This window comes from Mycoplasmoides genitalium G37 (genome assembly GCF_000027325.1).
Classification (GTDB): Bacteria; Bacillota_I; Bacilli_A; order Mycoplasmatales; family Mycoplasmoidaceae; genus Mycoplasmoides; species Mycoplasmoides genitalium.
In genome coordinates, this window is the sequence record NC_000908.2 from 494,981 (window position 1) to 521,437 (window position 26,457).

At 28.8% G+C, this 26,457-nt stretch carries 24 protein-coding genes; 1 reads left to right on the forward strand and 23 read right to left on the reverse strand.

Annotation, left to right across the window (positions count from 1 at the left end; all coding sequences use genetic code 4):
• Positions 1-3 precede the first annotated feature (3 nt).
• From groL to eno, 17 genes are all read right to left on the reverse strand, one after another.
• Positions 4-1,635 carry a chaperonin GroEL gene (groL, locus tag MG_RS02385; protein ID WP_009885631.1) on the reverse strand — a complete coding sequence of 544 codons (1,632 nt, stop codon included), beginning with the start codon at positions 1,633-1,635 and terminating at the stop codon, positions 4-6.
• Between the two features lie 12 nt (positions 1,636-1,647).
• On the reverse strand, positions 1,648-1,980 hold the full coding sequence (groES, locus tag MG_RS02390) for a co-chaperone GroES (RefSeq protein ID WP_010869464.1): 333 nt from the start codon (positions 1,978-1,980) through the stop codon (positions 1,648-1,650).
• A 125-nt stretch (positions 1,981-2,105) separates the two neighbouring features.
• Complete coding sequence (gene glyA, locus MG_RS02395; protein WP_009885629.1) at positions 2,106-3,326, reverse strand: serine hydroxymethyltransferase; 1,221 nt, start codon at positions 3,324-3,326, stop codon at positions 2,106-2,108.
• 9 nt (positions 3,327-3,335) lie between these two features.
• Positions 3,336-4,910, reverse strand: a complete 1,575-nt coding sequence (locus tag MG_RS02400; RefSeq protein WP_010869465.1) for a DUF31 family protein — start codon at positions 4,908-4,910, stop codon at positions 3,336-3,338.
• 108 nt (positions 4,911-5,018) lie between these two features.
• Complete coding sequence (locus MG_RS02405; protein WP_009885627.1) at positions 5,019-5,300, reverse strand: MPN594 family protein; 282 nt, start codon at positions 5,298-5,300, stop codon at positions 5,019-5,021.
• The gene (gene rpiB, locus MG_RS02410) at positions 5,281-5,739 is read right to left on the reverse strand and encodes a ribose 5-phosphate isomerase B (RefSeq protein ID WP_009885626.1); all 459 of its coding nucleotides are present in this window, start codon (positions 5,737-5,739) and stop codon (positions 5,281-5,283) included. The genes MG_RS02405 and rpiB overlap by 20 nt, the downstream gene beginning before the upstream one ends.
• Complete coding sequence (locus tag MG_RS02415) at positions 5,740-7,440, reverse strand: septation ring formation regulator EzrA (RefSeq protein WP_010869466.1); 1,701 nt, start codon at positions 7,438-7,440, stop codon at positions 5,740-5,742. It abuts the gene before it with no gap.
• A gap of 1 nt (position 7,441) precedes the next feature.
• Positions 7,442-7,843, reverse strand: a complete 402-nt coding sequence (locus MG_RS02420) for a F0F1 ATP synthase subunit epsilon (RefSeq protein WP_010869467.1) — start codon at positions 7,841-7,843, stop codon at positions 7,442-7,444.
• 4 nt (positions 7,844-7,847) lie between these two features.
• Positions 7,848-9,275, reverse strand: coding sequence for a F0F1 ATP synthase subunit beta (atpD, locus tag MG_RS02425; RefSeq protein WP_041361274.1), 1,428 nt, complete (start codon positions 9,273-9,275; stop codon positions 7,848-7,850).
• Between the two features lie 4 nt (positions 9,276-9,279).
• Positions 9,280-10,119, reverse strand: a complete 840-nt coding sequence (atpG, locus tag MG_RS02430; protein WP_009885623.1) for an ATP synthase F1 subunit gamma — start codon at positions 10,117-10,119, stop codon at positions 9,280-9,282.
• Complete coding sequence (atpA, locus tag MG_RS02435) at positions 10,119-11,675, reverse strand: F0F1 ATP synthase subunit alpha (protein ID WP_009885622.1); 1,557 nt, start codon at positions 11,673-11,675, stop codon at positions 10,119-10,121. The genes atpG and atpA overlap by 1 nt, the downstream gene beginning before the upstream one ends.
• A gap of 15 nt (positions 11,676-11,690) precedes the next feature.
• A complete protein-coding gene (gene atpH / locus MG_RS02440) occupies positions 11,691-12,221 on the reverse strand; it encodes an ATP synthase F1 subunit delta (RefSeq protein ID WP_009885621.1) in 531 nt (176 codons plus the stop codon).
• Complete coding sequence (atpF, locus tag MG_RS02445; RefSeq protein ID WP_009885620.1) at positions 12,214-12,840, reverse strand: F0F1 ATP synthase subunit B; 627 nt, start codon at positions 12,838-12,840, stop codon at positions 12,214-12,216. The genes atpH and atpF overlap by 8 nt, the downstream gene beginning before the upstream one ends.
• A gap of 2 nt (positions 12,841-12,842) precedes the next feature.
• Positions 12,843-13,151 carry a F0F1 ATP synthase subunit C gene (locus MG_RS02450; RefSeq protein ID WP_009885619.1) on the reverse strand — a complete coding sequence of 103 codons (309 nt, stop codon included), beginning with the start codon at positions 13,149-13,151 and terminating at the stop codon, positions 12,843-12,845.
• A gap of 2 nt (positions 13,152-13,153) precedes the next feature.
• Positions 13,154-14,032, reverse strand: coding sequence for a F0F1 ATP synthase subunit A (locus MG_RS02455; RefSeq protein WP_009885618.1), 879 nt, complete (start codon positions 14,030-14,032; stop codon positions 13,154-13,156).
• On the reverse strand, positions 13,998-14,474 hold the full coding sequence (locus MG_RS02875; protein ID WP_010869469.1) for an MG406 family protein: 477 nt from the start codon (positions 14,472-14,474) through the stop codon (positions 13,998-14,000). The genes MG_RS02455 and MG_RS02875 overlap by 35 nt, the downstream gene beginning before the upstream one ends.
• Positions 14,475-14,479: 5 nt before the next feature.
• On the reverse strand, positions 14,480-15,856 hold the full coding sequence (gene eno / locus MG_RS02465) for a phosphopyruvate hydratase (RefSeq protein WP_009885616.1): 1,377 nt from the start codon (positions 15,854-15,856) through the stop codon (positions 14,480-14,482).
• A 66-nt stretch (positions 15,857-15,922) separates the two neighbouring features.
• Between eno and msrA the strand changes: the two genes are divergently transcribed.
• Positions 15,923-16,396 carry a peptide-methionine (S)-S-oxide reductase MsrA gene (gene msrA, locus MG_RS02470; protein ID WP_010869470.1) on the forward strand — a complete coding sequence of 158 codons (474 nt, stop codon included), beginning with the start codon at positions 15,923-15,925 and terminating at the stop codon, positions 16,394-16,396.
• Here the strand turns inward: msrA and phoU are convergent.
• The 6 genes from phoU to MG_RS02500 form a co-directional block, all read right to left on the reverse strand.
• The gene (gene phoU, locus MG_RS02475; protein WP_009885614.1) at positions 16,393-17,070 is read right to left on the reverse strand and encodes a phosphate signaling complex protein PhoU; all 678 of its coding nucleotides are present in this window, start codon (positions 17,068-17,070) and stop codon (positions 16,393-16,395) included. The genes msrA and phoU overlap by 4 nt on opposite strands.
• Before the next feature lie 2 nt (positions 17,071-17,072).
• Positions 17,073-18,062: a phosphate ABC transporter ATP-binding protein PstB gene (pstB, locus tag MG_RS02480; RefSeq protein ID WP_009885613.1), complete on the reverse strand. Its 990-nt coding sequence runs from the start codon at positions 18,060-18,062 to the stop codon at positions 17,073-17,075.
• Positions 18,047-20,011 carry a phosphate ABC transporter permease PstA gene (gene pstA, locus MG_RS02485; protein WP_010869471.1) on the reverse strand — a complete coding sequence of 655 codons (1,965 nt, stop codon included), beginning with the start codon at positions 20,009-20,011 and terminating at the stop codon, positions 18,047-18,049. Before pstA ends, pstB begins: the two co-directional genes overlap by 16 nt.
• Positions 20,011-21,144, reverse strand: a complete 1,134-nt coding sequence (locus tag MG_RS02490; RefSeq protein WP_010869472.1) for a substrate-binding domain-containing protein — start codon at positions 21,142-21,144, stop codon at positions 20,011-20,013. Before MG_RS02490 ends, pstA begins: the two co-directional genes overlap by 1 nt.
• Positions 21,145-21,264: 120 nt before the next feature.
• On the reverse strand, positions 21,265-24,375 hold the full coding sequence (locus MG_RS02495; RefSeq protein ID WP_010869473.1) for a hypothetical protein: 3,111 nt from the start codon (positions 24,373-24,375) through the stop codon (positions 21,265-21,267).
• A 64-nt stretch (positions 24,376-24,439) separates the two neighbouring features.
• Complete coding sequence (locus MG_RS02500) at positions 24,440-26,434, reverse strand: hypothetical protein (RefSeq protein ID WP_010869474.1); 1,995 nt, start codon at positions 26,432-26,434, stop codon at positions 24,440-24,442.
• Between the last annotated feature and the right edge of the window lie 23 nt (positions 26,435-26,457).

Consider the following 26,457-nt stretch of genomic DNA (forward strand, 5'->3'; position numbering starts at 1 on the left):
TTATTATTCTGAAAAGGAGTTATCTTTTCTCTCTTTAACATCATACACAGCAACATTAGTAGTAATTAATGAACTAGCTACAGAAGCAGCTTTTTCAAGTGCAGTTTTAGTTACTTTGGTGGGATCAATGATTCCATTTGCAATCATATCAACCTTCTTTTTAGTCTCAGCATCAAAGCCAACACCAGTTTTTTCATTTTTCAATTCACTGAGAATTTTAACTGGGTCAACTCCTGAGTTTTGAATAATTTGACGCGCTGGTGCTTCTAGAGACTTTTGCACAATTTCAAAACCAAGTAGGATTTCTTTAATGTTTTCAACACTAGTTTCATTTTCATATCGTTCTTTTAGTTTACTGTTAGTTAAAACACAAGAAGCATTTAATAAACCAACACCACCTCCAGCGATAATCCCTTCTTCAACTGCAGCTTTGGTGGAATTTAAAGCGTCTTCGATTCTGAGTTTTAATTCTTTTTGTGCGAGTTCAGTTGCACCACCAACACGGATAACAGCAACACCTTGACTTAAATAAGCAATTCTTTCTTTAATTAAATCAGAATCATACTTGTCAGTGGTTTGTTTTAATCTTCCGTTTAGAAGTTCAACATGCTTTTTGATTTTATCCTTATTGCCTTTACCACCAATAACAGTAGTTTTTTCTTTAGCTATTTGAACCTTTCTAGCATCACCTAAATTATCAACAGTAACATCTTTAAAACCACTATTAATTTCGTTATTATATGCTAAGGTTCCACTACTAATTGCTAAATCTTCTAAAGCTGCTTTTTGACGTTCACCATATTCATTACATTTAACAGCAACAACATTAATGGTGCCCCTGAGTTTATTAACTGCTAAAGTAGTAACAACTTCTTCTGCAAAGTCAGGTGCAACAATTAATAATGGATTACCATTTTCAACACTACCTTCTAAAAGCGGAAGAATTTCTTTAATTGTGTTAATTTTTAAAGAGCTTACTAAGATTTTAGGTTGTTCTAAAACAACTTCCATTTTTTCTTGATCACTAACCATATAAGGTGATGCATATGTTCCTTTAAATTCAATTCCTTCAGTGGTTTCTAATGTTGTATTAATGGTTTTTGCATCATCAGTTGTTATCACGCCATTTTTACCAACTAAAGCCATTGCTTGAGCGATCAGTTTACCAATTTCTTTAGAACCTGAAGAGATAGCTGCAACTTGTTCTATCTCTTCGTTAGTATTAATTTTTTTAGAGTACTTTTCAAGTTCTTTAATAATAAGTAAGCTTGCATCTTCAATACCCCTGCGGATGTTAACAGGATTAGCACCTTTATTGATAATTTCAATACCACGGTTTGTCATTTCTTGTGCTAATATGGTAGCTGTTGTTGTACCATCCCCAGCAATGTCATTAGTTGACACTGCAGCAACTGAAATAACCTTAGCACCAATATTTTCAACTGGATCACTAAGTTCTATTTCTTTTGCGATTGTAACCCCATCGTTAGTAATTAATGGGTTTGCAAATTTTCTCTCTAAAATAACATTTTGGCCTTTAGGACCTACTGTTACTTTAACAGCATTTGCTATCTTATTAATACCCTGCAACAAGCGGGTTCTCGCATCTTTACCAAAGATTAATTCCTTTGCCATAATTGTTTAATTTTATCTTTTTCTTTGCTTACCACTTTCTGGTTTTTCAAAGGCAAGTACATCCTCAAATCCAATAATTTTGTACTTGTTTCCCTCATTCTCAAAAGAGATACCACTATACTCCTTAAAGTAAATAATATCACCAACACCAAAAGCATATTTTGGTTTTTCTGTTTTGCCATATGCAGGACCAGCACCAAGAGCAATTACAATCCCTTTATTAGCATTAGCATCGCTTTTATCATTACTTGCCAATGAGGTAATAATCCCTTTTTTTGAGACTTCTTCTTTGTTTGATTCCACAAGTGAAACCAAGACGTTGTCATGAATTGGCGTTATGTTCATAATAAAAATATTTTAATAATTAAAAACTAATTTAAAAGAAAGTAAAAGTTATCTTAAATTTATCTGATATTAGCGCTAAACATTAATTAATATTTAGTGAGATATTGTTAATTTTTAAATACAAATTAATAAGCTAAACCCTTATAGAGCGGAAAGCGTTTTAAGAGATTTAAAACAGCTGTTTTTGTTTGACTAATTACCTTTTGATTACCATTACTTTTAATAACCTTATCAATCAAACTGGCAACAAAAATAAAGTCATTAGTTTTAAAACCTCTGGTTGTCATTGCAGGAGTTCCAAGTCTAATACCTGAAGGACTAAAAGCAGATTTTGTTTCAAAAGGGATTGTATTCATATTCAAAACAATGTTAGCTTTTTGTAACCACAACGCAACATCTTTACCATTACCAACCACTAATGAAAATAAGTGGGTTTCAGTACCTTTTGACACAACACGATAACCCTGCTTTAAAAATCAATTTGCCATTGCTAAAGCATTATCTTTAACTTGTTGCATATACTGCTTAAACTTTGGATTCAAAGCTTCTTTAAAACAAACATATTTAGCTGCTATCACATGTTGTAAAGGTCCACCCTGACATCCAGGAAATACTCCACTATCAAGCTTTTTGATAATTGCTTGGTTGTTAGACATAATGATACCCCCCCTAGGACCACGCAAAGTTTTATGAGTTGTTGAAGTGACAACATCCACAAAAGGCAAAGGGTTTTGGTGCAAACCTGCAGCGATGAAACCAGCAATATGGGCAATATCAGCTAAAAGATACGCATTAACTTGTTTTGCAATTGCACTAAATTTTTTAAAGTCAACAGTCCTAGAATAGTTAGAAAAACCACAAATAATTAACTTTGGTTTGTGTTCGAGAGCAATTTGAAGAATTGCATCATAATCAAGAGTTTCTGTTTCAAAATCTAACGAATAAGTTACTGCTTGATATTGCTTACCTGAAAAATTAACGGGGCTACCATGGGTTAAATGACCACCACAATTAAGATCTAATCCTAAGATAGTATCTCCTGGTTTTAACAATGCTAAGTAAACTGCATAGTTAGCAGATGATCCAGAATGAGGTTGGACATTAGCCCATTGTGCTCCAAATAAAGTTTTGCAACTTTCAATGGCTAAGTTTTCAGATTCATCAACAACTTCACAGCCTTGATAAAAACGTTTACTGGGATAGCCTTCTGCATATTTATTTGTTAATACTGAACCAGTTACAGCTAATATGTCTTGGCTAACGTAATTTTCTGAAGCAATTAAACAAATGTTTTCTCTTTGACGTTGTAACTCTTTATTAAGTAAAAGTCTTACCTTTGAAAACATTCAACTTAATTAACGTAATAAAAACGGTGTTTTTTGATTGTTCTTATCAACATATTTAAATTCTTCCTTTTCACTACTTTTAATTTGGTCGTACAAGTGGGTATTGTGCTTTTTAGCAAATTGTGCATAGAAAGATTTTGTGTTACTGTCACCAAAAATTAAATCATAGTGCTGAAATTTATCCCTATTATTAGTAGTTCTGGTTTTATTTTTTTCACTTTCACGTTTAGAAGTTCTTAAAAGTTGAGACATACCAATGTTATCTTTATGTGTTTTGGAATTCTTATATACCTCTAAAACACCAAAATAAATACTGTTAATTTTTTGGTTGTTGTTAAATATAGCACTTCCAGAAGAACCACCAGGGAGATTGGTATCATCAAGCATTAAACCATATCCATACTGTTGGTACTCTTTGTCATGATATTTAAGTTTAAAGTTTTTGAAGTTTTGAAATGTAACAATCCCTTTTTCGTGTTTAATAACTTTATCAACATGACTGTCTTGGGTTTTTTTGGAAAATATTTCACTACCTATTTGACCATCTTTTCTGGCATTTTTTGTAATTACAGGGATCTCTTTAGCAGTTGAAACTAAATATGTGTTTTTACTCCATAACTGACTTTTTTGATTAAAGTTATGAGTTCTAGCAAACTCTTCTTTTTGTTCTAATAAGCGGTTTTGATCATAACCTCTTTCAAGTACAGGATAACCCAAAAGATAGTGGCTATGGTTTCAATGTTGTTCTAAATCTTTGGTTTCAAATATATTAGTGCTATCACCCAAACTTTTATAAGTATTAATTGCTGGCTTAATGAATTCATTGAAGATTTGTCAATCACGAAGATTTTCTAAATTAAGTTCCAGTTCTATAACAGCAAAGTCTGCATAAACAGGCTTAATACTGTTAACACCTTTCAAGAAATTAGTTGCGGTATACGCAGTTTTAGGAATATTTGATGTTTGAATAGAAAGCAGTGAATCATTTACCTTTCTTTGTTCTAATTTTTCTTCTTGATAGAGTTTTGTAATATCTGTTTTGTTAGTGTATTTACCAATTGAAAAATAAACAGTTGATTCATATTCATTAAACTCCCTTTGATCATCTGTTTTGCTGTAAGGTCAATGATCACCGATATTTCTCAACCCATCAGCAACATGCAAATTGGTTGCAATGTAAGCGAAAAAAGAACCTTGCTTTTGGGTTGTGTTTTCATCACCTTTTCAGTCAATTAATCAACCAGTGCCATAAGAGTCATTACTAAAGCTAGTGAAATTTAAAGTAAAAGTTAAATCATATCCTTTTCTGTATATATCACTTTCTTCTGGGATAAAACTTGTATTAAATTTAAAGTTTCTGTTGTAAACCTTCTGTTCTACCTTAGGTTGCTGATTTACTTCTGTTCCTTGATCAGATTGTTCATCTTTAAAAGGAGTAGCGTTGTTATCTGTTGTGCTGTCGTTTTTTTCTTCTATAGGAACAGGAACAGGTGAAACAGCAGAACAAGAAGCTAAAAGTGCTTGTAATGAAATTAGTGAAAAACCTAAACTTTTTAGTTTAAACCACATATCAATCTTTAACATTTTAATACAAAAATATTTCAAAACCTTTAATTAATGAAGTTAAGAAGCACTTGTTAAACTTAGGCTTTAGCTTCAAAAATAATTGAGTTCATCTTTTCACTGATAAATTTAATTATTTTTATTCTGCTTAGTTTTAGATGCAATTAAAAAGAAGAAGCTAATGAAAAAACTAATGAAAGCAAATGCAACCATCAAAAAAGTTAAAAATGAAAATAGAACTACTATTGACTCAGGTAAACTAACTAAATTAAAACCAAAAAAATTAATCCCGTTAGAATTTGCATTGGCTTGATAACTACTATCTAAAGCTAGAAAGCCAACTACAAAGCTACCAATTAGAAGAATTAAACCAAAAATAAATCAAAAAACACTATTCAGTTTCTTTTTCATATCGAATAATCTTATCTATCCGTCTTTGGTGTCTACCACCTTCAAAATTAGCTTTGAGAAAATCATCCACTATTTTAATGTTTTCACTGTCAGTTACAAAACGACTGGAAAGACATAAAACATTGGCATTATCATGTTGTCTAGCTAAAGCTGCTGTTTTCTCACTAACAACCAAAGCCGCTAATACTCCTTTTACTTTATTTGCTGCCATACAAACCCCAACACCAGTACCGCAAATTAGTATCCCAAGATCTTTATCAGAATTTTTCTTGACCTTATCAGCTACCAAAAAAGCAAAGTCAGGATAATCATCATTAGCATCAAAATAATTAGGGCCAAGATCAACTACATTAAACTGCTTAGTCTTTAGGTGTTCACTAATAATTTTTTTAAGAGTTAAACCGGTATGATCAGAAGCAATAAAGATATTAAAACTCATTTAATTCAGTTCCAGATAGTCTTGTTTTGTATTGGTTTTAATTTTAGTTAAAAGATTAATTAATCCTTCTAATGTATCAGGATAGTTTTGTCGATTGTATAGTTTTGTTAACTGTTCTAATGATCTATCGATATGACTACTCTTTTGACGATATTTATTTGCAAAAAGAAAAGCTTGTTTGCACATTAGCCTTAAGTTAACTAAACTAACAACATCACAAATAACTTCAGTCAATTGAATTTGCAATAAATCTATCTTTTCACTAAACAAATTAAAAGTACCTAAATAGTTATTATTAGCTTCAGTGAAGATGTTATCAAGTTCTAATTTCGATTTATTAATTACTTGCAATGTTTTAGCAGGAACCTTTAAATCTTGATCGCTAATTAAATTTTCAATCTGAAAAAATTTAAATCGGAAATCATCTAAAGTATAGACAAAAAAGCGATAGTCATCAAACTTATTAACTGCTAAATTAAGTAAATCAGTTAGTGAATTTTTCAGTTTTTCTAAAGCTTGATTTGTTTGACTCATCAAGTAAAACAGTTTTTCATAATTGATTTGATTCTGAGCTAAACTTTGATGGTTTAAGTTATTAATATTTTTAGTAATTAGATCGCAGTTCTCATTAAGCTCAATAATTAAATCATGCACATCTGTTTCATTTTGGAACACTAATTCAATGGCTTTAATTGTTGTTTTTAAAAGCTCATTTTTCTTTTCATATTGTTGAATTTGATTACGAAAATCATCAATATTTTCAACCACTAAATTAATGCTTTTTTCTTTGGAACTAACTGCTTGAAAAAGTCAACTAATCGCCTCTTGAACTTCATCCATATTCCTTTCGCATAGCATTAAATTTAAGTTATTAAGAAAATTGGTACAATCCTTTAATTTAATGGTAATGTTATTAATCAATTCATGAAGTTTTAAGAGATCTTGACTGTTAATTACTTTATTCTTCATTAATTCCATTTGTTTTACCTTTTGAATTAAAACCTTAAAGTGATGGGTTAAATAACTTAACTTAATATCAAACATATATTGCCTGTTAGCAGTAATAATTGTTTGACTGAGAATGTTATGTAATTTGTTTAAAAAAGCAATTTGCTTTTCTACATCTTTAGCTTGAATACAATTTTCTATCTCTTTAAACAAGAGCGAAATCCTGTTAAGAACATTTAAATAGAAAAGCGAATCATATTTTTCAATTAAAAAATTATTAATAAATTGGTTTAAAAAACAGAAAGCCTGACGATAAAAAACTAAACAATCATAGCTATTGTTGAAATAAACAATTGCGTTCTTAGTTAGATTAATGTATTCTTGTTGTTTTGTATATAGATGTTGAAGATTTTTATTTAAGAGCTTAATATTTCTATTAAATCAGATGAAACGATAAATATTATTTGGTTTACTGTAAACTGTTAGTTGCTCAAAAGCTGAATTGATTTCATTATCAAATTTGATTTGAAACTGTTTTAAAACTTTAATGGATTGTTCTAACGCTTGTTTTTCATTTCTTAGTAATTGAAATGGACTAATCACACAATTGAAATTGCTTAATTTCAAGTTATTATAGAGTTGTTTGGTTTTTTTTAAAAGTAAGTTATTTTGTCTAACAAAAAGACAAACTAATAGATAAGCACCAAAAATTACTAGTAGTAAGAAAGGGAGCAAGATTAGAAAAACCAGCATTTTATTTTTTCTTACTTGAAAGTTTTAATAGTTCAAACATTAAATTTTGTTCAATTTTAACGTTTAGCTTAGCATCCTTGATATGGTGAATTTTTCTTTCAAGTTCTGTTTTTCTTTTTAAGGTTTCATTAATATCAACTTCATCAGCAAAAACAAAATTTTCTGTGAAAATCTTAGCTTCTGTTTTTTTAATAAGCATTAAACCAGCACCAATAATTGCTTCTCTTTTTGTTTGATCAGCAAAAATAATTTTGCACAGATGGGATTGAATAGCAGCAATCAAAGGAGCGCGATTAAAATTTAATCCTATGTAACCTTCAGTAGTTTTAACTTGCGCACTAATAATGGTTTTATCTAGTTTTATGCCACTAGGACTAAGTACCAAAAAGCGCAATAACTTCATAAAACTATTTAGTTTTATCAAACTCTTGATTTAATCTTTTTGCTTTTTCAACAGCCTCTTGAATGGTTCCAACATAAAAGAATGCTTGTTCAGGCAAATGATCATGCTTACCTTCCAAAATTTCTTTAAAAGATTGAACAGTATCATTTAAAGATACATATTTACCTGCAATACCTGAAAACTTTTCAGCAACAAAAAAAGGTTGGGATAAAAAGTTACGTATCCTTCTTGCTCTTTCAACAATAATCTTATCTTCATCAGACAATTCATCAATCCCTAGTATAGCAATGATATCTTGTAATTCTGCAAAACGCTGCAAGATATTTTGCACTCCTAAAGCGACTTTATAATGGTTGATACCAACAACACTAGGATCTAATAAACGACTTGTTGATTCTAAAGGATTAATTGCTGGAAAAATACCTAGTGCTGCAATATTACGATCCAACACTGTTTTAGCATCAAGATGGGTAAATGTTGTTGCAGGTGCTGGGTCTGTTAGATCATCTGCTGGAACATAGATAGCTTGAACAGATGTAATAGAACCTGTTTTGGTAGAAGCAATTCTTTCTTGTAACTTACCCATTTCAATAGCTAAAGTTGGTTGATAGCCAACAGCAGATGGCATTCTACCAAGTAATGCTGAAACCTCACTACCTGCTTGAGTAAAACGAAAAATATTGTCAATGAATAACAGCACATTCTGATTATCATGATCACGAAAATATTCTGCCATTGTTAAAGCAGTTAAAGCAACTCTCATTCTAGCTCCTGGTGGTTCATTCATTTGGCCAAAAACTAAAACTGTTTTATCAATCACCCCACCTTGAATCATTTCATAGTAAAGATCATTACCTTCTCTTGTTCTTTCACCAACTCCAGCAAATACACTTAAACCAGAATGTTCTTTGGCAATGTTATGAATTAATTCTTGCACCAAAACAGTTTTCCCAACACCAGCTCCTCCAAATAAACCAATTTTACCCCCCCTAACGTAAGGAGTTAAAAGATCAATTACTTTTATTCCTGTTTCAAAAATATCAACAGTATTTGGTTGTTCATCAAAAGCAGGTGGGTTACGATGGATTGATAGCTTTGGTTTTTTTGGTAATGGTTCTTTTCCATCAATGGGTTCACCTAAAACATTGAACATCCTTCCCAATACATTTTTGCCAACAGGTACCTCTATTGGATGGTTATAGTTAGTAACTTTAACATTACGTGCTAATCCTTCTGTAGGACCTAATGCAATGCAACGAACAATGTCATCACCTATTAATTGGGTTGCTTCTAAAAAAAGCTCACTTTTTTTTAGTTGTACACTCAAACAATCATAAACTCTAGGTAATTGTTTACTTTCTGAAAAGATAACATCAACTACAGGACCAATGACTTGGTGAACTTTACCATATGTTAGGTTTTCTTTTTTTATCAATTTAATTCATACCTCCTATAACTTCAATAATCTCTTCTGTAATAGAGTTTTGTCTTAGCTTGTTAAATTGTAAAGTGTATTTATCAAGTAAATCTTTAGCATTCTTTGTAGCAGCTTCCATTGCATTTTGTCTAGAAGCTGATTCACATAACTTAGTTTCAACAAGGCCACCATACAGAGCCACATCAAAAAACTGTGGAGTAATTAAATTAATTATCGTGGCTTGATCTGGCTCAAAATCAAGTTGTTGATCAGTTACAACCGGATTTAAAGTTTTAAAAGTTTCAACATCGAAAGGAAAAACTTGAAAGAGCTGAGATTGTTGGATTAATGAGTTTTTAAATTTAGTGTAAACCATACAAATTCGATCAAGTTTAAACTCTTTAAATGCATCCATAATCTGATCAAATATCGTTTGACAATAATCAAAATTAATATCACGATCTTGGATATCAATAAATCCAACAGCAGGATTATATTGACTATTTTTATTTCAAAATGATTGGTTTTTTCTACCTAAAAAAAAGATTTTATCATCAGCTTTAAAATTAGCTTTTAATAACTTATTCATGTTCGAATTATGCTGTCCACAAAGTCCTAAAGAAGAACTCATCATTATCCATAAAGTTTTTTGGTTATCTGGTTTCTTTTTTGGTTCTTTTAAAGAAACAACTACTTGGCCAACAGCTTTATAAAATTCATTAAAAAACAAACTAATTTCTTGAAACTGTTTTTTGAACTTAATAAACTTAGCGCGTGACACCATTTTCATTGCATTAGTTATCTTAATGGTGGATTTTACTGTATTCATTCTGCGCTTAATTTCTTGTATAAAAGCCATTAATTAAGTTCCTCAATACTACCAAATTTGGTAATATCATAATCTGTTAATGTACTGATAAAACGTTTCACAAGCATTTTAAAAGCGGTTTTAGTTTTACTTTCTAAATCCTCAGTAAATTCTTTTTTGTTAGATAACTCTTTAAACAGAGGATGGGAACCATTAAATTCTTCTGTTATCCTTTGTTTAAATTTAGCAATTTCATCAACTGGAATAAACTTAATGAAAGCTTTGTTAATAGCAAATAAAAATAATGCTTCATGGACTTGAGAGTAAGGTTTACCATTTGGTTGTTTAATCATTTCCATTACTCTTTTACCATGCTCTAAAACCTTTTTTGTATTTTCATCAAGATCACTACCAAATTGACTAAAACTATCAAGTTCACTATACTGAGCAAGTTCTAGTTTTAAACTGCCAGTTTGCTGTTTAATCGCTTTTGTTTGTGCTGCACTACCAACCCTTGAAACTGATAAACCAATTTGAATTGCAGGGCGTTGTCCAGCGTTAAATAGACTACTAACCATAAACAGTTGGCCATCAGTAATTGAAATAACATTTGTAGGAATATATGCAGAGATATCACCAGCTTGAGTTTCTATAATTGGTAAAGCTGTAATTGAGCCACCACCATTTTCATCATTTAACTTGCATGCACGTTCCAAAAGTCTTGAATGTAAATAAAAAACATCTCCTGGAAAAGCTTCTCTACCAGGTGGTCTTTTTAACAAGAGTGAAAGAGTTCTGTAAGCAACAGCATGCTTAGAAAGGTCATCAAATACAATCAAAACATCCTTTCCTTTTTTAAGTCAATATTCAGCAATAGTTATTCCTGTAAAAGGACTTAAATAAACCATGGAATCAGAGTCACTAGCTGTAGCACAAACCACTGTAGTGTATTTCATTGAATCATTAACTTCAAGTTGGTGTACAATTTGTGCTACTGATGAATTTTTTTGACCAATTGCTACATAAACACAATAAACATCTTTATCTTTTTGATTAATGATAGTGTCAATCGCAATAGCAGTTTTACCTGTTTGTCTATCACCAACAATTAATTCACGTTGTCCTTTACCTATAGGAAATAAAGCATCAATTGTTAAGATTCCAGTTTCAAGTGGTTGGTTAACACTTTTCCTTTTCATTACACCTGGAGCAATTTTTTCTATTTGATCATATTCAGTAGCTTTAATATCACCTCTACCATCAATTGCTTCACCAAGTGCATTGACGATTCTACCAAGCATAACATCACCAACAGGAGTTTTCATTACACTGTGGGTTCTTTTAGCGGTACTGCCTTCTCGTAACGAAGAATAGTCACCAAAAAGTGCTATTCCGACTGTATTTTGTTCAAGGTTTAATACTATTCCTTGAATATTATTTTCAAATTGAATTAACTCATTTAATAAAGCATTTTCAAGTCCACTAACCTTGGCAATTCCATCAGCAACACTAATGACTTGACCAATTTCACTGTTAAATATTTTTTTGGAATACTTTTTAATTTCAGTTTTGATTAATGCTACGTATTCATTTAGTTTATCTGCCATAACTTCTCAATTAACTTAAATAAAATGGGCCATTATGCGTTTTAATTCATCACGCACATTTTTTTCAAATAAATGGGAACTTGATTCTATCCTAATTCCTGAAATTAAACTGCGATCAATCTCAGTTTTATAAACAACCTTTGTTTTAAAACGTTTTTCCATTATTGCAATAATTTTGTTAAGTTGTTTTGAGCTTAATTCAAAAGCAGTAATTATTTTGATAAATTGAATGTGTTTTTGACTTTCAACATTATCAAAAAAATACTTAATTGCCTGTTCAACTAAAGTAAAGTAACCCTTTAAAATAATTACTTTTAAAAAATCAACAAAAACTTGACAAAAATGATTTTTAAACAACTTATCAACAAGTCTTATTTTATCTGGTTTTGTTAGTGTATAAGAATTAAGTAAGAACGATAATGAACCATCTTTAAAATTACGCATTAATTTCAGAAAAAAATGGCACTCTTCATAAATTTTCTTTACTTGTTTTTGCTCTTCACTTAATTGAAAAAGTGCAGTTCCAAATGCTTGTGCATTAATCATCTTCTGTTTCGTTAGCTTCTAAATCTCTAATAAACTTATCAATAAATTCTCTATCTGATTTTTGATCTATTTTCTTGAGAATTAGTTCTTGTGCAGCCAACATAGCCAATTCCACACTCTCTTTAATAGATTGTTCTTTAAGAGAACGTCTTTCTTTTTCAATTTCCTGACGAGCTTGAAAAATCATTAAGTTAGCTTGGCGATTTGCTGTTTTTTCTATTTCACTTTTTAATTGCAAAGCTTCATAGTTAGCTTGATCAACAATTTCTTTAGAAACTATTAGTGCTTTTTCATGCCTTTGATTAGATTCTTCAAGTAGATTTCTTGCTTGTTTTTCTAATTCATTAGCTTGTTTGATTTGTGCTTCTAGTAAATTTTTACGGTTATTTAAAAACCTTTGAGTTGGTTTTCAAAACAAGAAAATCATCAGTGTTAGTAAGATGAAAAATGCTAGTAAATGAGTAATAAATACCCAAAAGTTAGGAAAAAGTTCATTTATTACTGAACTACTCTTAATTTCTCTAACATTCTCAGTACAAGAAACCAAAAATAAGCTGAGTGTAAAAAAGCTAAAAACTAATAAGCTTCATTTAAAGACAAGTTTTTTTGCCTTTACCATCCTTAAGCTCCTGCTACAAAAATTAAGATAAAGGAAATTAAAAGTCCATAAATTGCTGTAGATTCAGAAACAGCAGAACCAATGAAAATTAGTTTAAAAACCTGTTTTTCAACTTCAGGATTTCTTGCTATTGCCTCAACAGCTTTACCAAAAATATAACCTTGTCCAATCCCTACAGTTGAACCTGCAATCATAGTAACACCAGCACCTATATAAGCACCTAGCTTAGCACTAGCGTTAACATCCTGGGTAGTTTGAGTTTGTTGTAATATAACACCAACTGTAGCTAAAATTTCATTAACATGTTCCATAACTAAATATTTTCTTGAATTACCTTTATGCCTTTAAAGTGTAATTCACTTGCATTATTATTTTCCAAACCTTGATTGCGCATTTTAGCCCAATAATTATAAGTCAACATTACAAAAACATAACCCTGCAATACACCTGCAATTACATCAAAATAGATGTGTAATACTGGGGTTATTAAACCTGCAAAAACTGTTCCTAAGCTAAGTGCTAATGGTTGGTTATTAATACTTGAAAAAATAAAAATTCAAAAGTTATAAAAAAGCGCCAAAATAACTGTGCCCGCTAATATGTTTCCCCATAACCTTAATGAAATAGAAAAAAGCGGTGCAAATCCACTCAATATACTAAAAGGATTTGGAATGAAAGTAGAATACTTTTTTCCTTTAACAGTAATTCCAAAGGCAAACTCTTTAAAAAAATTTCATCTTTGGTATCTAATCCCCATAACAACAATCCCAATAAAAGTTGCAAGTCCTAAAGAAAAAGTAAATGTTAAAGATGATGTTGGTGGTGAAATACCACCAAGCAAGCTAACTAAGTTGCTTGATACTATGTACAGAAGCAACATTAAAAAGTAGGGAGCAAATTTCTTATTTTCCTCTCCTAAAAGATCTGCTGTTGTATCTTGTACCCAAACAAACAACATTTGAAATAAAAGCAAAAAATATGAATTATTTTTTAAAGAATCTGCTTTTTTTAACTTAAGCTTATAAAAAATAAAAAAAGTTAGAAGCAGTACAAAAACAATAAAAATACCAAGAATTTGATCAGTAGGGGCAAATGGTTTTCAACCGCTAATTGGTGAGATATCAAAAATACTTTGATTGGAAATGAAATCTATTTGATTAGTTTCTTTTAAAACTATCTCCCGTGGCGACATGTTTTCTTTTCGATTTAGATATTAAATTGATAAAAAAATATTCTAAAGGTAACCAAACAAATGATAACACTAAATTTAGTATTGGAAAAAACAATGTTGAAATTATTGTTGCAATAGTGTTAAAAATTGACGGAGTGACAACAAAAGAAATAATCACAGGAATTAAATAAATTAAATATCTAGCTGTGAAAAAAAATGCAAAGAATGAAACTGCTTTTTGCTTTTTGACATTTTTCAAACTTGCAAAGAAAGATGCTAATCTTAAAACTGATAGTGAATTTAAAACAGCAAAAGGTAATGGCAACATTCAACCAAATAAAATGTCCAAATTATTGCCTTTTGTTAAAACAACAACTGCTATTAAAATTAGTACAAATAACCAAGCTACAAAAATAATTAAGGTAATAATTTTTGCAACCTTTCTATTGTTTCAATTGAACAAAACTTTTAGATGTTAAAGTTTTTAGGTTTAATGTTTGTAAAGGTATTTCAACCTAAGTATTTTCCTTTATCACCAAGTTCAATTTCTATGTACAACAAACGATTGTATTTAGCTATTCTTTCTGAGCGTGACATTGAACCGGTTTTAATTTGACCAGTTTGGGCAGCAACTGCCAAATCAGCAATAGTTGTATCTTCTGTTTCACCACTGCGATGTGAAATTACTTGACTCCAGTTAGCTTTTTTTGCAACTTCAATTGTTTGAATCGTTTCACTAATAGAACCAATTTGATTTAATTTAATCAATATCGAGTTTGTTGTATTTTGTGCAACACCTTTTTTAGCAAGTTCTGCATTAGTACAGTAAGTGTCATCACCAACAATTTGAATATGGCTACCTATGGTTTTAGTTAATTGGTTCATCCCTTCTCAATCATTTTCACTCAAACCATCTTCTATTGAAATAATTGGATATTTTTTTGTTAATTTTTCTAAGTAAGCAATCATTTCTTTGCTTGTTAAACTCCAATCCTTTGCATTAAGGATATTAGCTTTTATTCCTTTCTTGAAAACATAAAGTTTTTTATCTTCGTCATAAAACTCACTAGCAGCAACATCAATGGCAATAGCAATATCATCTCAAGGCTTATATCCAGCTAATTTAATGGCTTCAACCATGATGTCAAGTGCATCTTCTGCAAGTTTTAAGTTAGGCGCAAATCCACCTTCATCTCCTTTATTTGTGTTTAATCCACGCTTTTTTAAAAGATTTTGTAAAGCATGAAAAGTTTCACTAGCCATTTTTAAAGCTTCATGCATCTTTTTAGCACCTAAAGGCATGATCATGAACTCTTGAAAATCAATATAGTTATCAGCATGAGCACCACCATTAATTACATTTAACATTGGCACAGGTAAAACAAAATTTGTTGTATTTAATCCAATTAATTTATTTGAAATGTATTGAAATAATGAGCTGTTTTGTGCTTTTGCTGCTGCTTTTGATACTGCAAGTGAAACAGATAATATAGCATTTGCTCCTAATTTTGCTTTGTTGGGAGTATTGTCTAGTTTAATCATTGCTTGATCCACTGTTAATTGATCAAATGCATTTAAGCCAATAAGCTTAGGGGCAATAACTTTATTAACGTTATCAACGGCTTCGTTAACGCCTTTACCAAAATAATTTTTTGGATCATTATCACGTAATTCAATTGCTTCTTTCTCACCTGTAGAAGCACCTGATGGAACCATCGCTTCACCTACATGACCAGATGCCAATTTAACAACACAAGCTACTGTTGGAACACCCCGAGAATCAAAAACTTGATAAGCAAAAATATCGGTTATTTTTGAATTGATGTTTAGATTTGAACTTCCCATATTAAATAGAAAAATATTGTTAATAAAATTATTATATGTTTTAAGATTTCTATTAATTCAAGTAATATGAAAGAAATTTATTTTGGTGGTGGTTGTTTTTGAGGAATAGAAAAATATTTTCAACTTATTAAGGGTGTTAAAAAAACATCTGTTGGTTATCTCAACTCTAGGATTAGAAATCCTAGTTATGAGCAGGTTTGTTCTGGTTATACTAATGCTGTTGAAGCTGTAAAAGTTGAATACGAAGAAAAAGAAATTTCTCTTTCAGAATTAATTGAAGCACTTTTTGAAGTTATTGATCCAACTATAAGAAATAGACAAGGTAATGATATTGGAACACAATATCGTACTGGTATTTATTGAACTGATAGCAGTGATGAAAAAATAATTAATGATAAGTTCTTAAAACTTCAAAAAAACTACAGTAAACCAATTGTTACAGAAAATAAAAAAGTAGAAAATTATTATCTTGCTGAAGAATACCATCAGGATTATTTAAAAAAGAATCCAAACGGTTATTGCCACATCAAATTTGACTAATTAAATATTTCAGGATTTTTAATAAATAAAAAGGATTTAATGATGTTATAGCAATAATCATTAATCCGTTCAATATGTTTAACAGAAGCTACAAGATCAATTAAGAAAATCCTTTCAGTAACCTCATTTTTATTAATGGTTTCATAGTATTTTGTTAATACAAGGCGATATTGGTGCTCAAATTCAATAATAGTTTTGGTTGCATTTTCAAATTGTAATGTAAGTGGCTTTTCTTTATCTTGTAAACTTTCAAAGGTTTTCTTAAGGTTATTGAGCGCACTTTGATGCAAAGTAACTAGATTATTAAAAATCTTTATATCAAGATGCAAATAATGTTCTATAAACTTAGTTAAATTATTAGCATAATCACAAATGCGTTCCAAGTCACGACTTGACATAATTATTGTGATTGTTAGGCGTAAATGGCTAGCTAATGGAGAATTTTTAGAGATTGTCCAAATTGATTCATTAATTAATTTAAATTCAGACCTATTAGATTGGTCCTCCATTTCATAAATAGTTTTAATCAGTTCTTTGCGTTTTTCTAAATTATCTTCACAAAGTAATTGATTTAATGTTTCATGTGCATTGATTACGTGCTTAAAATACTCAAAAAAAAGCTTTAATAATTTCTTTTCTGAACGCTTTAAAATTTGGTAATTAATGTTTTCCATAGCTAATTTTTCCCACTTATATAACTATTTGTTGCTTTTTGCTTAGGCTTTGTAAATATCTGTTTTGTAGTGCCTTGTTCAATTACTCTTCCATCAGCAAAAAAAATCGTTTCATCAGTTATTCTAATTGTTTGAGCCATAGAGTGAGTAACAATAACAATTGTGAATTTTTCTTTTAGTTGTTGAATTAGAAGTTCAATAGAGTTTGTGGCAATTGAGTCTAAAGCACTGGTAGGTTCATCCATCAAAAGAACATCTGGTTGTAAAGCAATAGCACGCGCAATACACAAGCGTTGTTGTTGTCCACCAGAAAGGGTGTTTGCATTCCTATGTAAATTATCTTTCACTTCATCTCACAATGCTGCTGATATCAATGCCTGTCTTACTATTTCATTGATAGCATTTTTATTGTGAATACCATGTGCTCTTATGCCATAAGCAATGTTTTCAAAAATAGAAAAATTAAAAGGAGTTAATTTTTGAAAAACCATGCCAACACTAGTGCGCAATGTTAAATCATTAATAATTCCTGAATTGATATTCTTACCAAGAAAATATATGTCACCTGTTCAACGTGTGTTTTCATTTAAATCATTTAATTTATTTAAGCACCTAATAAAGGTGGATTTACCGCATCCTGATTTACCTATTAAAGCAGTTATTTTATTGCGTTTAATGTCAAGATTGATATCAAATAATACTTGTTTGTTTTTGTTATATCAGAAGTTGAAATTTCGAATTTCAAATACATTTTTTTCATCAAAATCCTTTTTAATGACATTATCTTTGGTGTTTTTAATCTTTATTAGACGGTTTAAAATTTCAATTTCATTCTTAATACGGGAGATTTCATTTGCATCTGTTTCATTATTTAAACCAGTAATTTTCTTTTTATATTCTTTGATTTGTTGTTCATAAAGCTTTCGGTAATGCTTAATTTTTTCAAGCTTCAATTGAAAATTTTTTCAAAGTGCTTTTATGTTCTTTTCCATAATTTAAAGGACTGAAATTTACTTTTAATTACTAGCCATTTTTGTTTATTTAACAAAAATAAACTCGGGATTAAATAAGAACTGAAAAAGATTAAAAGAATTAAGAAAACAACAGAGACCAATGATGTTTCTAACATAACACTTATTGCATTGCTATTAATAGAAAATAACTGTCCATATATCCTTGTTGTTAGTGTTTGACCTGGCAATGACAAATGAAATAAATTACTAGATGATAACCCTGAAGTGATAAAGAAGGGTGCAGTTTCAGCAATAATTCTGTTGATTGACAAAATTAATGCAACTATTAATCCTTTCAAAGCACTAGGTAAAACTATTTTGAAAATAACTTCACGTTTACTTATACCTAAAGCAAAAGCACTAATTCTTAAATCCCAACTGACATTATTTAGTGCTTGTTGACAAGTTCTTATAAGGAAGAGTAATATAACAACACTAATAGTTAGAATGCCTGCTATTAAACTAGTACCATTAGCTCCTCCAGCACTTAACTGCAAGACTCTTAAAAAGAAAGAAAGTCCAAATAATCCATAAATAATAGATGGCATTGAACTTAGTGAATCAATTACAAAGTTAAAAACATTTTTAACCACTTTTGAATTATTGTACTCGTTAAGTCAAATTGCAATTAAAAGTGCTAGTGGAAAAGTAATGGTGATAGTAATCAAAATAATTACTAGAGTATTTACTAGTGCTCTGCCAGTTGAATCAGCTTCAAATGAAAAAACAGTAGAACCATTATTATTAATAGCAACACTTCCATTAATAAATACAAACAGCAAAATTGCTAACACAAATCCAAAAGCTAAAAAAGTACAAATTAATTCCTGGAATATTTTTAAAAAATAATTAAGTTTTATTCAAACAACACTTTGAAGCCTTTCTTTAAAAAAAAGTGAACGTTCATTGATGTTGTTTACTTTTATTTTTTTAACACTTTGTCTTGTTGATGTTAAATCAACAAAAAGTGCACTAATATTATTGGGAATGAATCACACAACTTGATAAATAAAATTACTAATCTTTTTTAAAAAGGGATAGCGTTCCAGTGTTTTTGGATTAGCTGATCAAATGGCAAAGAAATTTAACAATGAAACTAATATCAAAATTATGATTCCAAAGATATATAAAACACCATTAATCTGTTCATCTCCATTTTCTGAAAAAATAAAAGTGGAAATAACTGATCCCAGTGTTTTTAAATCAGAAGTAAAAAAACGATTGTTGTTAATTACCTCTTGATAGTTAACACTCTGCAAAACAAAGTTAACAGCCATTGTTTCACTAATTGCTCTCGCAAAGGCTAAGGTCAAAATAACTGTTAATTGTGGTTTAATTTCTTTTTTAATAATTTTGTAGATCGCACTTGTTTTATTTTCCCCTAAGGAAACAACAACACTAATTAGATCGTTATTTACATAAGTTAATGTATTTGTTGTTAATGAAATAACAATAGGAATGATCATAAAAGAAAGCATAGCTATCACATTTAAAAGTGAAAGCGGCGGTAATTTCAAGATATCCCGAAAGAAAATGCTTAATATTTGTGATGCAAATAATCCAAAAATTACAGATGGTATTCCTGAAAGGATATCAATAATAAGTGAAAGTTTTTTTCTTATTTTTGGTTTGCATCGATAAACAAGGAAAAATGAAGTTCTAACCCCTATATAACTAGCAATAATTAAAGCTCCTATTGATACAATAAAACTTACCAATAAGGGGAATCAAATTCCTGCCTGTTTATTACCTAAATTAAATTCAAGATTAAACAAGGACTTTGCAAAATCAGGTCCAATTTTTGTTGCTTCTGTTAAAAGAAAAACAAAAAAACTTATAAATAAAACTAAAAACAAGAATGCTAAAGTCTTTGAAAAGATTCTTAAAAGATTCTCTTTTTTTAAACGTTTTTTAATCTTCTTTTGCACTAAAAAGCTCCAAAGATAGGATTACTAAAAGCAAAGTCATCAACTCAAAAATTTTCTAAATTCATTGGTGATGAGTCATTTGTTTTAAACATCTTCTTTTTCTCATCTTCAGTTAATTGCAAAATACCAAATTCATCATAAATATTTTTAATTACATCTTTTTTTCCATTAAAAAATAATCAATTAAAAAAAGTTTTAATTTCATCAATATTCTTATTCTCTTCAGAAAGTGAAACTATTGAATTTAAAGGACGTACTCATTTATACTCATTTTGGGAAACAGTTTGATTAGAAGGCAAAACTTCCTTATTCTCATATTTAATTGGTAGTATCTCAAAACCATTATTTTTAATAGCTTGAAGGTTGTTTTGAATAAATCCTAAACTAAGGTAAATCATCCCGAAAAGATTAGGATCTTGTAAGTTAGTTACAAAAGTATTAAAAGCTTCAATATTTGTTTCACTAGTAGGTTTAGCAAGAGGTCCATAATTAATAATTCCTTTCAAAATATCTCTAGTTTGAGAATCTAAAGTTTTATCTGATTTTAAGGCGGAAAAATTTAAAAAAGCTTCTGCTGTTCCTGAAGCAAATGACCCACCAGTTCTTGGAAAACTTGTTAAAGGGTAATCTTTTTCATTTGACATATTTTTTGTATCCTTTTTTACAAACTTATCAATGTTAATTGTTTTAACACCAGCAAATAAGTCGTAGAGATCATTTATATTATCTTTTGTTAAAAGTAACTTACCTTTTAACTCCTGTGGTGCCTTATAAATTACTGCAATAGCATCTTTGCCAATAGTTAAAGTTTTCAGCTTTTTATCTCTTCATTTTTTTTCATTCTCTTTTGCATATTCCTTAGGGTTTTTAGAGACATTTCCGATATCAGCAAAGCCGTTAATGATTGCTCTGATTCCAGCATTTGATCCGCCTGCTTGCACACTAATTTCAACAAGCTTATCATTGTCATTATTTTCATTTAGAACATAATAAGAACTTAATTTATTTAGTAAAGGTTGAACTGAAGAAGAACCAACAGCACTAATCAGGTTTATGTTAGCACAACCACTAAGAAAAAAAGCAGATGCTAATGTTAGTAGCGTCAATTTAAAGAAATTTCTAAACTTTAGCACTTTTTAAACAGATTAAATCTTTTCTAAAGAGAATTCGAATTGACACTCAGGTTATTATTTAGTCTAGTTTTTTCACAAGCCAATTAATTTAAATGAAATGCATTTTTATTAATTGCAAATTTAATTTCTTTTCTTAACAATTTTCTTTTTTCTTCATTTTAAAAACAAAACAGCAGAACTTATCATTAAGCTAATGATAATTCCAAAAATGACTCATAATATTAACTCAACATTTGTATCTTGTTTTTTAATTTCATTTTTTTCTAACTTATCAACTTCATAGGATTTATCTTGAGATTTAAGATTAAAATCTGGAACTCTCTTGAATTGCAGGTTATTTTGTTTTAGATAAAATGATAATGCTTTGAAAAGTTGTGTTTGATTTTCACTAGTAATATCAAATCAAATAGAATTATCAAAACCATTGGCATCTACAATTAAAAGTGTTTGATTATTTGTTATTTTTAAATCATAGCTAATACTAAATACTTGGTTATCATTATTAACACCTTTAATAAATAATTTTTTTGATCTAACATCGACATCAAAAACTAAATTAAATTGATTTTTATTTTCTACTAAATGGATGTTAATAAATTTATTCTTTAGGTTAAAGCGGACGTTTTTAGTTGTTTGCAATCTTTTTTCACTTAGAGTAATATTGAGTTTATCAACTAGTAATTGTTCGTCATTTAAACTAAAAGGTTCATGAAAATCAAGTTGATAATCCTCTAGAAATTTAAATGAAGATGACTTTAAATCTAATTCAGCAATTTTTAAGTTATCAACTGATAAAAATACCTTGTCTTTTTCTAACTTAAATCCCAGGTCATTTTTATCAACAAAAAGTTTGTTAGTATGAAATTTAAATAAATATGTTCTTAATTTAGGGTTTTTTTGATTTTGTGATAGAAAATACATTTTGTCTTTAATAATTTCAGAATCACTTTCAGAACCATATTTGAATAGTTCATTGCTATTATTTATTTCTGCTAAAACATAAAATATACCTTTCTTTTCATTAGTAGGCTCTAGATGTTTGAAATATTTTTTAGGGTTATCCACAAATGTTAAAGAGTTACTGTTGATATCTAAATCAATATTCTTATCCTTAGATTTAAAACTATTTTTGATAATGAAAGCCATTTGTCTTTTTTCATAATCATTAAACTTTTCATTACGTTTTTTAAGTTCAGCAACATTAAAGTTTTGAACATTTTTATTTAGTGGAATACGAAAATCTTTAGCAATTCAACGCTGTTCATTAAAATCTTTTCTATATTTAAATTTGTATTCAAAACCATCCTTAGTTCTTTTGATAGTTGAAAGTTTTTTAATACTGTCAAACAGTGGTTCAACACTATAGTTACTAATATTTTCTGATTCATATCCATCTACAAAAAAATTAAGTGCTAAAAATTCAATATTCATTTCATTATCTGCTTTCTGTTTTTCTGTTAAAAACTCCTCAATTGAACTTAAATCAAAATAATTCTTGTTATTTCTTAACAATGTTATTTCATTTACAGAATTACCAATTTTTACTTTAACAGTTAATGTTGATCTATCAAAAATGGTTTTGACCATTCTTGGTAAATTTCTAATAAAGAATAGTTCTTCTTTATTGTTTGGTGACATTTGCAATAGGTTGTATAAATAATCTAAATTTGGATAAAAATTACTTTGATTATTGGTTGAAATATTAAAGCTTTTTAACGCTTCATTTTTATCAATTGATTCATCAATTCTTTGATTAATTAAACTAACTTCTTTAATTGCATTTATGAATTTATCTTTAAATTTAATAGTTGGTTTAATTTTTGTACCTATTGTTTCTTTATTTAGAGTTTTTTCAGTTTGACTAACAAGCGAATTAATATCAAATTCCAACTGTGAAATTCAAAGCTTTGAAAGATTACTGAAACTAATTGGTAAAACTTCATCAGGATTATTTTGCCTTAGATAAAAACTTATTTGATGATGAACAACTTCTTGTTCAGGTAATATAGGTGTATGTTTAAAAATATCCCATTTACTGTTGAATGCTTCACGTCTACTATCTTCAGTTTCTGGTCTAACTACTAATCCATTACCTAGTCTTAATATCGTTTGAGTTATTTCACGATTATTAGTAAATGCTTCAATGATTTTTCTATCCTTTTTCATTTTCTCTTTAAACTCATTTATACTCATCCAATGAGCATCAACTTGTTTGTTGCTGTTAATAGAAAAAAATCAACTGCTTCTACCAGGAAAAGGTTCGTTTCACTGAGCGTTATTCTGTTCAAAAACTGGAGGAACTTTCACTAGTTCTAAATCTCATCAGAAACGATAAGCTCTAATTGGTGTCATTGCTAAACCTCATCAGAAATCTGGAGCTACAAAAATATTATTTTTTCAGTCAGCAAAAAATCCTCTTGATTCTTGGCCAAGATAATATCACATAGGTGCATTAAAATCAATTACATAATTACCATTATTACCTTTTCTTAATCATTTAATATTTCTAATAACATCTTCTGGGGTTGGTTTAATCATTCTTAAAGTCGATCCTCACATGTGAACAAACTTAGCTTCAATAAAATATGCTTTTTTATGACTGGGCTTTGTAAGGTCTCAAAAATAAGGATTATCAGGTTTATATCAACTTTTGTTTCAAGAACCATCTGGATTTGTACCAGTTATTTCTATATTCCTAGAAGGAACTTCGGTTCATTTTTCATTAGTATGACCATCTCTTGGAAAAAAATTAGAAATTGCTTGACTATGAAAATAAAATCTCTGCTCACTATGGATATCAGATGACCATGAGTTTCTAATTCCAGGGTATCTAAATGTAGATGAAAATGCATGTGCAATATAACTACTCTCAATTTTTAACTTTATGTTCTTTAGATAATAAATATTGTTGTATCAGTGAAAGTTATTATCTCTAATAATTTGTTTGTAATTATCACTATATTTATTAACTAATTCACTTCATTCATTCGAATAAGTTTTTGCAAAATAATTATTTTGATTAGGTCTTTGAATTACTTCATTATCAAAATTAAAGCTTTTTCGAAAATAATCGTTTTTTAAATTAAATCCAGCTGTATAGCTTCTGTTTTGAATTGTGTTTGGAGAGAGATAAAGATTAGTATCTACCAAGTTTTTTTCAAGTGAAGCATTAGCTAAAGCAACGGGAAAAAGAAAAGAAACTAATAAAGGAATAAAAAGATATGAACGCATAATTTATCTCATTAAATAAATGTGTATTTAATGAAATATTGACAATTTTTATTGCTAGTTCTTGTTAAAAATTATCTCTTGTTTTATTTTTTATCATCTTTTGTTTTTTATTTCACTTATGAAAGTAAATAAAAACAGTGATAAACAAAACTAAAACACTAAAACCAATAATCAAATATACTATAATATCTGTTTTTTTATCTTCACTATTAGATTGAATAATTTTGTCTATTTGAAAACTATAGCTGTTTTTCTTTAAGCTAAAATTAGGTTCTTTTTTAAATTGAAATTTTTTTAATGAGAGAAATAACTTAAGCTCATTTTTCAGTTTCTGATTATTTTTCTTATCAAGATCAAACCAAATATATTTATTTAAGTAGTTATTTGTTGTTCTAATTTGCAATTCATTTTCATTTTTGATAGCAATATCATAAACAAGGCTAGTTAATCTATTTTTACTTATATTAACTTCAATATTGAGCTGATTTTTAATTGCATCAACATTTAAATAAAAATGAAGCGAACTATTTATCTTTAGAGTAGTTAATTTGATCTCTTTAGGAAAAAGATCTAAGCTAGATTTCTTTTTATCTATTAAAAGATTCATTTCACTTAAAGCCAAATTTAGTTTTTTAATTAATAGTTCTTTATTAGCTAAAGAAAAATAATCATTTATATGAACTTCATAACTTTCAAAAAATGAGGTATTATTTTCTTTTGGATTAAATTCATCTATTTCAACATTATTAACAATTACCCTTAATTTATCACCGCTTGATTTAAATCAAATATCATTAACATTTAAAACTAACTTTTTGGTTCTCATTTGAAAAAGATAAGTTCTTATTGCAGGAAAGTTTTTATTTTGTTCTAAGAAATACATCTTATCTTTAATGATTTCGCTATCATTTTTAGAACCCCATTTAGTTAAATCATTACTGTTAATTATTTGTGCTGAAACATAGAATATACCATTTTTAACACTGGGCTTAATTAAAGATTTTTTAATTAATTTCTCAGGATCTTTTATGTATTTTATTGTAGCGGATGAAATATTTAAATTGTTTTCTTTTTGAGAAGTAAAACTATTTTTAATTGCATATGTAATTTGTTCTCTTTGATAACTATTTAATCCGTTTTTTTCAATGTCATTAACACTGAAATTTTTCTGATTTGTAACAATAGGAATTAAAAAATGATCTTTTAAAATATGATGTTCATTGTATTCAGATCTAAACTTTAAACTATATTGAAAACCATTTTTAGTTTTCTGAATAGAAGGCAAATTTTTAACTGACTTAAAAAAAGAATCAACTGGTTGATTTTTTAATGTTCATCCTGTTTTATTCACAACAATAAAATCAAAAGTTAAAAACTCAATTTCATAAAAATTAATACCAGTTTGATCAGCATTTAAGAAATTTTCAACATCACTTAATAAAAAAACGTTACTGCCATTTTCTATAAAAGTAATTACTTTATTTTTGCCACCTATCTTTATATTTATCGTGATGGTAGTATCTTTAAAAATACTTTTAATTAGGTTGGGTAATATCCGAATAAAATTTAATGTTTTCTCTTGTTTTGGATTAATGTTAATTAAATTACTTAAGAAAAATATTGCATCAATTCTTTCATCTTTTGGTTCAAAATCAAATTTAGATTCTTCCTGTTTTTCTAATAAATCTAAAGCAAATTGAAAAAAAGTTTTATCTTTATTTGCTAATTGATCAAACTCTTGATTTAGCTTACTTACCATTTCAATTGCATTAGAAAATTGATCACTAAATTTCAGCTTTGGTGTTATTTTTGATCCTATTAGTTCTTTGTTTAAAACAGTAGTTGGATTAGCTATTAAAGAATTTGAATCAAATTCAATTTGGTTAACAATGATCTTAGCAAGTTGATTTGTTGCTATAGTTAATTGATTTTGTGATTGAAAATCATCTTTAACTAGATAAAGATTAGTATCAATCAACTTACTTTTTATGGAAGTGTTAGCAAATAATAAGGGAATTATCGCAAAGGAAACTCACTTTAAATAGCGTTTTCATGACATAATAAGCTTTATATTCCATAAAT